Here is an 11811-nt window from a genome sequence, read left to right as displayed (position 1 = left end):
AAAAAGCAACAAACCATCATAGCAAGGCTTACCAACGGCACTTTTACCTCTGGAATAGTCCTTGTCTATTATTTTTGAAATTCGATCCCAATCGATAAGAATATTTATTTGACTGAAAAATGTAGCTTTTATCTTTCTTGTGCGTAAATCACAAATGCTATCTGCAAAAGTAGGTGTTATTTGTAGTTTCATGGCTTGAATATACATCTTAATAAACTAACAAACAATGATTTATATCCTAAGTTTGGATGTTTGTTTTTGTCATGTACCTTGCAACGGTCTTAACTTCGGTAAAAAAAAAGTGAATTTTGATTAATTCATTTGTAAAGTAGAAACTACTTTAATCAATCATTTTGATGTTTATTTGGTATTAGCTCCTCCCTAATAGCAATCCTTTTTAAAAGTATCTGTATTATCAGATATTGGGTTGATATTTTAAGTATACAAAATAAAAGCGACTCCTATAAGTATACCTATCAAAGGAATCAATTTTTTTCGTTTGTTCTTTTCTTTAAAAATAAGTCCACCCGCGATTACAGCAATTAATATTTGACTTCTTTTTATAGCGGATAGCAACATAATCAATGATTCAGGATCTTGTAATGCTTTAAAATAAAAATAATCTGCTGTTTGTAGAAATATTCCTACAGCTGGAATTGACCATCTAAACTTAAATGCTTTTCTTTTTTCTTTGTAGGGAAACCAATTAAGGCTAAAAATAACCAAGAGTATAAGGATTGTATACCAGCAGAACCAAAACTGTAAAGTTTGCGGATTTAAACCTAAATTTTGGATTAAGAATTTATCATATAAACCACTAGAAGCACCCAAAAATGTAGCACCAATAATAGCAAAAATCCATTTGTTTTTTTTAAAAAGGATTCCTTCTTTTTTTCCTATTCTAGAATAAAGAAATATAGAAAAAATAATAACAAAAAATCCTATCCATTGCCAGCCTGTAGGTTTTTCTTGATAAATAAAAACAGCTCCAAGAAAAGTGAAAAAAGGGCCTGCAGAACGAATTGGAGTTACGATAGTGATAGGTAAGTGCTTTAATGCTTGATATGCCAATATCCATGAAGCAGCCATGATAAGAGATTTTATAAAAATATAACCATGTGTTATCCATGGAATATCTTCTACAAAAAAACCAATTTCTCGAGTGTATTCTGGTAAGTATTGGGACCCTAAATAGAAGGGGAGCAATAAAAAAAATCCTGATGTAATAGTTCCTAAAAGTACAGGAAAGACCTCGTTGCCTTGTACTGCATGTTTTTTACATAAATTATGTAATCCTAAAAATAAAGCTGACAATAAGCCCAAATACATCCACATGGCAGCAAAGATACTTTTTTAAAGCTGCTATAAAAGAATTTAAGTGGCTTTGTTTTGGTAAAAAGGTCTTATTAATTGGATTTCGAGAGGTGTTAAATTGTGTCAGACTAGAATCAATATATTATAATCTAGATAAATAAAACCCTCCTAAATTTTAAACAATTTATAGAGGGGCTCTTAATAAAACATTTCTTGTTTATTTCTGTTATAATCAAAAGAAAACCTGTTTTAAAATAATCCTTTAAATTATAGTTAAATCAGTATTCTAATGATTGTGACCTTCATGACCATCTTTCATTTTGTTTTCAGAAGGTCTTTTATATTGGCAACAGTTAGATAGTCCTTTGTAGACTTTATCTGTTGCTTTAAATTTATCTGTATCATAACCAACTGCAGCAATTTTTTTCTTTATTTCATCCAAGCTTATTTCATTCTCATGGAATGTTACTACCATCATCTTGGTTTCTTTGTCCCAATCAGCTTTTACAATTCCTTTACTATTAGACAACGCTGCTTCAATGGTTTTCTCACACATACCACAGTTGCCATAAACTTTAAATGTTTCTGTTACTATATTATTGAGCATGATTGATGTTATTTCAGTATTATTATTTACTGCAAATGATTTGATGTTTGTGCATGCCATTACACTAATAAATACAATTTTTAGTAAGGTGTTTTTTTTCATGATAAATTGATTTTTATTGGTTATTGTTAATTTACTTCTATTCATGTCTATTTGATTTAATGATTATTTAATTTCTTGTTTTATCTCTCCACACTTCAACATTGATTGACCATAATATGGATTTTGAATTTCCTTTTCGATACTTAGCCAATATCCACCGCTATTGTTATTTGTCATTGGGCAAAATTTTAAATACAAGGTTTTATTTTCGTCCATTTTTACTCCTAATTTCATGATAATATTTGAAAGTGATTTACTTATAGTTAAGAAAATATTTCTTTGTTTATGAATATTTACTTCTTTTAATAATTTTTTTAAGTCATTATTTAATGACTTAGAGGTTTTCATCCATTCATTATGATCATTCTCTATAACCAAAGTCATATCAACTTTAGTCAATGATTTTTGTACAGCTCTAACTTCTATTTTAATAGTAGAATTATCATTCGATAATTTATTTTTAAGAGCTAGATATGCGTTAACCACATTACCCAATTGTTTTTTGAATTCAAAAGGAATTTTAGTTTTATCAACAATAACTATAGGGTTCATGTTCATCTTTTTTTGATTTTGCTTACTACCTACATGATTATGACTTGTTGTAACTTTTTTTCCAGTTGGATTCATCATGCTCTTTTTACCCGCTAGTTGAGCCGAAGCATCAATTTTGAATACACCATTAGAGGCAATTTGTTCACCTTCTTTTAATCCTTTTTTAATGATATAAAAATCGCCCGCTTCACTTCCTAAAATCACTTCACGATATATAAATGAATTGTGTTTACGATTTGGGATTTTCACATAAACTATTGAGCGTTTTCCTGTCCAGAGAACTGCCGTTTTAGGTGCCAAAATCACATCTTGATCAATTGATAATCTTGTAGTGACAATACCATTGGCAAACATATTTGGTTTTAATTTTCCTTTACTGTTAGCTAGTTCAACTCTTACGTAAGCAACCCTAGTTTTTGGATTTATAAAAGGGTCGATAAATGTTACTTTTTCAGTAAATGTTTGTCCTGGTAATGATTTTAGCTCAATTTCGAATTGATCTCCAACTTTTATCCAAGGCAAGTCATTTTCGTAAGCTTCAAATAAGACCCATACCTTACTTAAATCGGTAATTTTAAAAAGGATTTGACCTTCATTAAAGTAATCTCCTTCAGATACCATTCGCATAATTACATATCCACTATAATCAGAAAGGATATCTACTTCTGTTTGAATTTTTCCTGACTTTTCGAGTGCTGCAATTTGTATGTTGGTGAATTTCCATTGTTTCAATTTATTTCGAGCAGCTTTTACTAAGGTTGGATTTGTCAACTCGTCTTTCAGTACTTCAAATAGCTCTTTTTGTGCGGTCACCAACTCTGCTGAATAAACAGAGGCTATTTTTTGTCCTTTTTTCACTTTTTCACCTGTGAAATTGATATACAATTTCTCTATTCGACCAGAGAAATGGATTGCTTGTGAATACATTAATCGTTCATCGACTTTCACTTTACCGAATAATCTGATTTCTTTTACTGGTTTTCCTTTCTTTACAATATAAGTTTGTATCTCTGCCAATTTCATAGCAGAAGCAGACATTGGCACTTCATCGGGTAGATTATTTTCATTATCCATTGAATTGTCTAAAGGAATTAAATCCATTCCACACAATGGGCATTGTCCAGGTTTGTCTTTCTGTATTTGAGGATGCATTGAGCAGGTCCAAATTTGAGATTCTTCTTCGTTATCATGCTGGTGGCTAGCGTGCTCCTTGTCAGTAGAAGTTCCTCCCAAAAAATCACCAATAACAATGCCTGTTATTAATCCAACAGCAAGTATGATCCAGATATTTTTTAATATTTTATTCATATTTATGATTTTTATTTGCCCATTAAATAATTAATAAATGCTACCGTAGCGTTTTTATCTGCTCTTGCCTTATCAATTTCTAGTGCATATTTTAATACTTTCCTTTCCATTCTCAATACTTCCTCAAAGTTCTTACCGTCTGTAGAGTAGGCAGTTAAAAGTATATTTAAGGATTTATCAGCAAGTTTTAATTGCTTTAGATATAAGTCAATTCTCCGGTCAGCATCTTGGTAGTCTTTATATCCATTCTCAAATAATGAGGTTAATTGATTTTGTTTGTTTTCCTTTTTGAATTGAGTTGCTTCCATGTTTAATGAAGCTTCTTTAACCAGAGCCTTATATTTTTTCCTATATAAAGGAATAGAAATTCCGACCTTAGGAAGTATAAAAGCATCACGCCCATTTTCACTTCCTAAATCAAGGTTGCTACTTTTTCCTATAAAAACATAATCAACACCTATAGAAAATTGAGGCATTCCCTTTTTTTTAGCGACAACTTCTTGGTTCTTCCAAGACTGTATTTTGTATTCTAATTGCTTAATCAGATGATTTTCAGTATAAATACTGTTCAGTAATTCATTTTTAGAAACCAATAAACTATCGCTCCTTAGTGTGTCTGATATAACAATAAAGGAACTATCAGTTCTATTTAAGAGATTATTGAAATTAACTTCGATTGCGTATTTACTATCCGTTAAATATGCCAATTGATTTAGGAGTTCGTTAATTTCCATTTCTACTCTCATTTCATCAACAACTGATGCTTTTCCTGTTTCTATCTTAATGATTGATAATTGTTGAAAAGTATTTAAAATACGGATATTTTCTTTTGTGATTTTAATTCCTTTTTGAATAAAATAAACGTTGTAATAAAGTGATTTTATATCAAAAAACAATTTTGATTTTGCCTCTTCAAAAGCTTCATATTTAGCTTTCGAAATTTGAATAACAATATCTTCTTTTGCATTCAATGTGCCAAACCATGGAAACATTTGACTAATGCCCAGTTTAGCCCTTTGCGGTCCAACTCTAGTTTCAATTGGTGAAATAAAATAATCAAATGAGAACTTCGGATCTGGAAGAGTGCCTACTTGAGGAACTTTTTCTAACGCCGCATTATATTCGTAAAATTTAGCCTTTAGACCCAGATTGTTTTCAGCTCCAATAATTAGATAGTCCGATAATTTTGTTTGAGCTTGTGTTTTTACTATAAATAGCAACAGAGAGATTGTGATGATTTTATATAAATATATCATTTTCTATTTATTTAGTTGTTTAATTTTTCCTTCTTGCCACATACTATAAAGGACAGGCATAATAAACATAGTCATTACTTCTATAAGCATCCCGCCAAATAATGGAATGGCCATTGGTCCCATTATATCAGAACCTTTTCCTTGGGAGGTTAATACGGGTATTAAAGCAATAATTGTAGTTGCTGTGGTCAATACCGCAGGACGAACTCTTTTAGAAGCTGCCAACAAAACTGTTGCTCTTACTTTATCTTTTGTGTCAGGATTTTCTTTTTTAAATAATTGAGTTAGATACGTTCCCATAAGCACTCCATCATCTGTAGCAACTCCAAAAAGGGCAATAAATCCTACCCAAACAGCTACACTTAAGTTTACGGTACGTACTTGAAACAAATCTCGAAGGTTAATTCCTCCAATAGAAAAGTTTAAAAACTCTGGTTGACTGTATAACCATAACATGATAAAACCGCCAGAAAATGCGACAATTAATCCACTAAAAATCATAGAAGTGGTTGCCACTGATTTAAATTGAAAATATAGAATTAAGAAAATGAGTAATAGTGAAATTGGAACTACGAGTATTAATCGTTTGGTTGCTCTCACTTGATTTTCATAATTTCCTGTAAATCGGTAACTAACTCCTGCAGGTAGTACAAATTCTCCAAATTCTATTTTCTGTTTTAATAATGCTTGAGCATCTTCAACTACATCGACTTCTGCATGACCAATTTTTTTGTCAAAAATCACGTAACTGACTAAGAAAGTGTCCTCACTTTTAATTACCTGTGGACCTCTTACATAAATCATTTCTGCTAATTCCTCTAATGGAATTTGAACACCTTCTGGTGTAGGAATCAATACCTTTTTCAAATCTTCAGGATTGTCTCTGTACTCTCTAGCATATCGCACTCGTACAGGAAATCTCTCTCTGCCTTCAACAGTGGTAGTGAGTTGCATTCCGCCAATAGCAGTTTCAATAACTTTCTGCATGTCTTCTATAGTAAGACCATAACGAGCAATCGCTTCTCTATCAATTTTTATTTCTAAATAGGGTTTTCCTACAACTCTATCGGCAAATACCGCAGATGCTTCTACACTTGGAACTTGTTTTAAAATATTCTCAATATCATAGCCAACTTTCTCTATGGTTTCCAAGTCTGGACCAAATACTTTAACCCCCATTGGAGCCCTCATTCCTGTAGCCAACATTACCAATCGAGTTTCTATAGGCTGTAATTTTGGAGCAGAGGTTAGCCCTGGAATTTTTGCATGTATCAATATATCTTTCCATATATCGTCAGGAGACTGGATATGTTCTCGCCATTGACGGAAATATGCCCCATCATTGTCTTCGATTAAATCTTTTGTTGGAATTGACCTAAATGGATCCACAGTATATTTATATGTAGATCCATCTTTTAATACAAAGGCATTTTTTTTATTTATTTTAAATTGCATCTTATGACCATCTTCATTCACTTTAAATTCAGGAAAATAGCTGATTACGTTTTCATACATAGAAATTGGTGCTGGATCTAGAGCAGAGTTTACTCTTCCCCATTTACCAACAGAAATTTCAACTTCTGGTATTGCATTAAGTTGTCGATCTAATTTTCTAATTACATTTACATTTTCCTCAATACCTGAATGTGGCATTGTAGTGGGCATAAGTAAGAAAGAACCCTCATTTAGTGAAGGCATAAATTCTTTTCCTACTCCTGGAAATGTTTCTGATAATTTATTCCATGTTGTGTTTTTCTTGCTAAACTCAGGAAAGAAACTGAATATCTTATCAAATCCTTGCCATGAGACTAATCCAAACAGAACGATAAAGATTGGGGTCATTAAAAACTTCCATTTGTTAGCCAAACACCAAATTAACAATCGTGTGTAATATTTAATCATTAACATTAACAAACCTAGGATTATCCCAACAGTTATAGAAACAAACAGCCAATTAGCAAAAAAACTATTTTGAACTCCTAATGGCATCCATACCCCAGTAATTAGATATACGACAACGAATAATGTAATTAATATGTTAATGTAATTTACATACTTTCTTTTGGTTTTATGCCATTTATATTCTAGGAGATTATTAAATCCAAAGAGAATAAGAGCTGTTGATAACCAACTAGCAAATCCTATTAAAAATATAAAACCAAAGATAATAAGTAAACCGTTCCATACTTTGCTCATTTTACCTTTATCAAAGCGAATGGAAAATACAATATGAGCGAATGTTGGAATAAAGACTATTCCAATAAACAAAGCCGCCAACATAGCAAATGTTTTGGTAAAAGCTAAGGGAGTAAACAATTTACCCTCTGCTGCCTGCATGGCAAATATTGGTAGAAAGCTAATGATAGTGGTAAATAAAGCCGTAACCACTGCCGAGGCAACTTCTGAAGCTCCTTCATATATTACTTGCATTAATTCTTTTCCTCTTTTGCCTATATTTTTAGGCAAGTCAATATGCTGAATAATGTTCTCGGTAAATACGACACCTACGTCTACCATTACTCCAATGGCAATGGCAATACCAGACAAGGCAACAATATTGGCATCTACTCCAAACTGGCTCATCATAATAAACGTAATGAGAATTCCGAGAGGTAGTAAACTCGTGATTAATATGGAGGCTCTGAGGTTCAATACCAAAACGATAACAACGAGTAAAGCAATAAGCATTTCAAGTGTAAGAGCTTCCTCAAGTGTTCCTAAAGATTCTTTGATTAAGCTTGTCCTGTCGTAAAAAGGAATAACTCTAACTCTAGAAACAGTACCATTTGCTAATGTTTTAGAGGGTAGACCTGCTTCTATCTCTTTAATTTTTTCCTTTACACGGTCAATAACCTGTAAAGGATTCGCACCATAACGCGCCACTACAACACCTCCTACGGCTTCGGAGCCACCTTTATCTAAACCACCTCGACGTGTTGCAGGACCAAATGCAACCTTTGCGACGTCCTTTATTCTAATAGGTACATTGTCATTAGAAATGATAACACTTTCTTCTAGGTCTTTTAAAGTTTCGATATATCCGAGACCTCTAATTAAATATTCTACTTTATTATATTCAATGGTTCTTGCTCCAATATCAAGATTGCTCTTTTTTACCGCTTTCATAATTTGAGCGACTGTCACATTATGAGCTTTCATGGAGTTAGGATCTATATCTACCTGATATTCTTTAACAAAACCTCCAATAGTACCGACCTCAGATACTCCTTTAACTGCTGTAAGGGCAAAACTTACTTGAAAGTCCTGAATCGATCTTAGTTCTTGGGGATCCCATCCTCCAGAAGGATTTCCATCTTGGTCTCTTCCTTCCAATGTGTACCAATACACCTGCCCCAGAGCAGTGGCATCTGGGCCTAATGCAGGGGAAACTTCATTAGGAAGTAAGTTACGGGGGAGTGAATTTAATTTTTCTAATATTCTGGTTCTGCTCCAATAAAATTCTACGTCATCTTCAAAAATTAAGTAGATACTGGACAGTCCAAAGATGGAGTTACTACGAATTGTTTTTACTCCAGGAATTCCTAATAAAGCCGTTGTCAAAGGGTAACTTATTTGGTCTTCAATATCTTGTGGAGAACGTCCGTTCCATTCGGTATATATAATTTGTTGGTTTTCTCCGATATCTGGAATTGCATCTACAGGAACAGGATTTCTAGGGATTATTGAAGCTCCCCAATTAAATGGAGCAGTAGAAATTCCCCACATTATCATTGTTCCAAGCAAAAGCAGGGTAACAAGTTTATTTTCGAGAAAATACTTGATGATTTTATTTAGCATACTTTAGTAATTAATGTGTTGATTAAAACATAAAAAAAGCTATGAGTGATTTACTCCAAGAATCCTTAATAAGCAGGAGTAATACCAAATGAATTTCAGATTGGTTGATAATAAATTTGAATTATTTTTTTCTTTAGATGAAATAAAAAACAGAAGCATAGCCAAGGTTACGGTTCTATTTTATATTGAAATATAAAGGAAATAGAAACTAATTTAATCAATCATTTTGATGTTTATTTGGTATAATGCTACGCTATAAAGATTGATTTCTCTTAATAAATTGAATGCCGTCTATTTTGCATAGTTTGAGTTTTAAAGATTATACAAAAGGCACCAATAAAAGCATTGAATACAGAGAAACATCCTAAATAACAATTATTAAAGGATGATAATCTTTTTTGTTTAAAAATCAAATTAAATACGTCTCGTCAAGTTTGTAGATTGCCCTAATAAAGGAAGGAGGAGAATAGTCTCTGTAAGAAGTTAATGTTTGATGAGACTCTTCAAGAATAATGCTATAAGCACAAACAAAGAAAGTTATAAATACTTGTTGGTCTTTAGAAAGAGAATCAAAAGATGTATTTAATTCATCTTGACCATCTAACATAATGTGTATATCACTACAACAATTATTTTTCGTAGTAGTATATTCTTTGGTGCTTGAATTTTGAATTTTCATACCACAAGTATCTACTTTGTTAAAAATAGCTGTGTCAATCAAAGTGTCTCCACAATAATGCATGTCAATAGTAAAAGACATTGTAGAAAAAAGAACTACAATTGCCATTATAAAGGACGCTATTTTATTACTTACCCGTTTCATATGATTGGTGCAAGATATAAAATTTTGAATATATAAATTTATTATTTTGTTAATAAAATAGTTTTCTGTATTTAATGAAGGGTAAATAGAATTGTATTTATGAGTCAACGTGCTTGTAGTCAGTATTTTGAATCTGTGTTGTTCCTGTTTGGACTTTTGTGAAGAAATAACAAGGTGTTGCTGGCAAGAGACTTAAAGCTGGATGAAATCATGATTACCTTTTAAAAGTGCTAAACATAAAAGTGTGAGTTTGCCCTGAAGTATCCTTCCAAATATGGGCATATTCGCTGCTTTTTATTTACTTTTGCGAAAAATATCATACAATGCTTTCAGTATCAAACTTATCTGTACAGTTCGGAAAACGTGTTTTATTCGATGAAGTAAACACCAAATTTCTTCAAGGAAACTGTTATGGAATTATCGGTGCCAATGGTGCAGGGAAATCTACATTTCTAAAAATATTAACGGGAGAATTTGAACCAACTTCAGGACAAGTTTCTTTGGAAAAAGGAAAGAGAATGTCTGTTTTATCTCAGAATCACTTTGCTTTTGATGAATTTCCTGTATTGGAGACGGTGATGATGGGGAATAAAGAGATGTTCGCTATAAAAAAGGAAATTGATGATTTGTACGCAAATTATACCGACGAAGATGCCGATAAAATAGGAGAGCTTCAAGTAAAGTTTGAAGAAATGGGTGGTTGGACTGCTGAAAGTGATGCAGCAACGATGTTATCTTCTTTGGGAATTAAGGATGATGTGCATTATACCTTAATGGGAGATTTGGACGGAAAACAAAAAGTACGTGTATTGATTTCTCAAGCTTTGTTTGGTAATCCTGATGTATTGATCATGGATGAGCCTACTAATGATTTGGATTTTGAGACGATTGCATGGTTAGAAAATTTCTTAGCAAATTATGACAATACAGTTATTGTTGTTTCGCATGACCGTCACTTTTTAGATGCGGTGTGTACACATATTTCTGATATAGATTATAGCAAAGTAAACCAGTATTCAGGAAACTATACTTTCTGGTACGAATCAAGTCAGTTGGCAGCCAAGCAAAGAGCACAGCAAAACAAAAAAGCAGAAGATAAAAAGAAAGAATTAGAAGAATTTATTCGTCGTTTTTCTGCAAATATGGCTAAGTCAAAACAGGCTACCAGTAGAAAGAAAATGATTGAAAAGTTAAATGTAGATGATATTAAACCTTCTAGTAGAAGATATCCTGCAATTATCTTTGAAAGAGAAAGAGAGGCTGGAGATCAGATTTTAAATATTGAAAATTTATCGAAAGAGTTAGATGGAGAGGTTTTATTTAAAGGAATCAATATCAACTTGGCAAAAGGAGATAAAGTAGCTATTATTTCTAAAAGTTCAAAAGCGGTGACTACTTTCTATGAAATTTTAAATGGAAACATGGATGCGGATTCTGGTTTATTTAATTTTGGGATTACAACAAACCAGTCTTATTTACCTTTGGAAAATGCTGAGTTTTTTGAAGATGCTGAGTTAGATTTGGTTGACTGGTTACGTCAGTATGCTAAAACTGAAGAAGAAAGAGAAGCAGTACATTTAAGAGGGTTTTTAGGAAAGATGATTTTTAGTGGAGAAGAGGCTTTGAAAAAATGTAACGTATTGTCAGGAGGGGAGAAAGTAAGATGTATGTTGTCTCGTATGATGATGGTAAGAGCAAATGTTTTAATGTTAGATGAGCCTACAAACCATTTAGATTTGGAGTCTATTCAAGCATTAAATAATTCATTGAAAAACTTTAAAGGGACGGTATTGTTCTCGACGCATGATCATGAGTTTGCGCAGACAGTTGCGAATAGAGTGATTGAAATAACTCCTAAAGGAGTAATAGATAAGTATGCAACGTTTGATGAGTATTTATCGGATACTAAAGTTAAGGAACAAAGAAAAAGGATGTATAGTTAATCTTTTTCTTTATAAAAACAGTAAAAGTATCTCTTTTTTGGAGATGCTTTTTTTTGAACCCACTTATGGGATTTACTTAAGAATATAATAAACATAAAAAAGGCGCTT

7 protein-coding genes and 1 pseudogene are annotated in these 11811 nt (G+C 32.3%); 1 reads left to right on the top strand and 7 read right to left on the bottom strand.

Annotated features, from left to right (window positions below; genetic code table 11):
• From V5787_RS09060 to V5787_RS09030, 7 genes and pseudogenes are all read right to left on the bottom strand, one after another.
• Positions 1-192: pseudogene (locus tag V5787_RS09060) on the bottom strand (IS5/IS1182 family transposase); the annotation flags it as partial.
• A 243-nt stretch (positions 193-435) separates the two neighbouring features.
• Positions 436-1335 carry an EamA family transporter gene (locus V5787_RS09055; protein ID WP_336892920.1) on the bottom strand — a complete coding sequence of 300 codons (900 nt, stop codon included), beginning with the start codon at positions 1333-1335 and terminating at the stop codon, positions 436-438.
• Positions 1336-1600: 265 nt separating this feature from the next.
• On the bottom strand, positions 1601-2068 hold the full coding sequence (locus V5787_RS09050) for a heavy metal-associated domain-containing protein (protein WP_336892919.1): 468 nt from the start codon (positions 2066-2068) through the stop codon (positions 1601-1603).
• Positions 2069-2086: 18 nt separating this feature from the next.
• Positions 2087-3883, bottom strand: a complete 1797-nt coding sequence (locus tag V5787_RS09045) for an efflux RND transporter periplasmic adaptor subunit (protein WP_336892918.1) — start codon at positions 3881-3883, stop codon at positions 2087-2089.
• 11 nt (positions 3884-3894) lie between these two features.
• On the bottom strand, positions 3895-5139 hold the full coding sequence (locus V5787_RS09040) for a TolC family protein (protein WP_336892917.1): 1245 nt from the start codon (positions 5137-5139) through the stop codon (positions 3895-3897).
• A 3-nt stretch (positions 5140-5142) separates the two neighbouring features.
• Positions 5143-8937 carry an efflux RND transporter permease subunit gene (locus V5787_RS09035; RefSeq protein WP_336892916.1) on the bottom strand — a complete coding sequence of 1265 codons (3795 nt, stop codon included), beginning with the start codon at positions 8935-8937 and terminating at the stop codon, positions 5143-5145.
• 409 nt (positions 8938-9346) lie between these two features.
• Positions 9347-9760 (bottom strand): hypothetical protein, encoded by a 414-nt coding sequence (locus V5787_RS09030; RefSeq protein WP_336892915.1) that lies wholly within the window; start codon positions 9758-9760, stop codon positions 9347-9349.
• 323 nt (positions 9761-10083) lie between these two features.
• Between V5787_RS09030 and V5787_RS09025 the strand changes: the two genes are divergently transcribed.
• Positions 10084-11703: an ATP-binding cassette domain-containing protein gene (locus tag V5787_RS09025; protein WP_336892914.1), complete on the top strand. Its 1620-nt coding sequence runs from the start codon at positions 10084-10086 to the stop codon at positions 11701-11703.
• The last annotated feature ends 108 nt before the right edge of the window (positions 11704-11811 follow it).

Origin of the sequence: Flavicella sp. (assembly GCF_037132785.1) — a bacterium.
In the GTDB taxonomy this organism is placed as follows: Bacteria; Bacteroidota; Bacteroidia; order Flavobacteriales; family Flavobacteriaceae; genus Flavicella.
This window is presented reverse-complemented; position numbering and strand designations above follow the sequence as displayed.

What these genes read in the sequence shown, in the direction of transcription:
- V5787_RS09030 (WP_336892915.1), bottom strand. Translation starts at nt 9,760, where the DNA reads ATGAAACGGGTAAGTAATAAAATAGCGTCCTTTATAATGGCAATTGTA.
- V5787_RS09040 (WP_336892917.1), bottom strand. Translation starts at nt 5,139, where the DNA reads ATGATATATTTATATAAAATCATCACAATCTCTCTGTTGCTATTTATA.
- V5787_RS09025 (WP_336892914.1), top strand. Translation starts at nt 10,084, where the DNA reads ATGCTTTCAGTATCAAACTTATCTGTACAGTTCGGAAAACGTGTTTTA.
- V5787_RS09035 (WP_336892916.1), bottom strand. Translation starts at nt 8,937, where the DNA reads ATGCTAAATAAAATCATCAAGTATTTTCTCGAAAATAAACTTGTTACC.
- V5787_RS09055 (WP_336892920.1), bottom strand. Translation starts at nt 1,335, where the DNA reads ATGTGGATGTATTTGGGCTTATTGTCAGCTTTATTTTTAGGATTACAT.
- V5787_RS09045 (WP_336892918.1), bottom strand. Translation starts at nt 3,883, where the DNA reads ATGAATAAAATATTAAAAAATATCTGGATCATACTTGCTGTTGGATTA.
- V5787_RS09050 (WP_336892919.1), bottom strand. Translation starts at nt 2,068, where the DNA reads ATGAATAGAAGTAAATTAACAATAACCAATAAAAATCAATTTATCATG.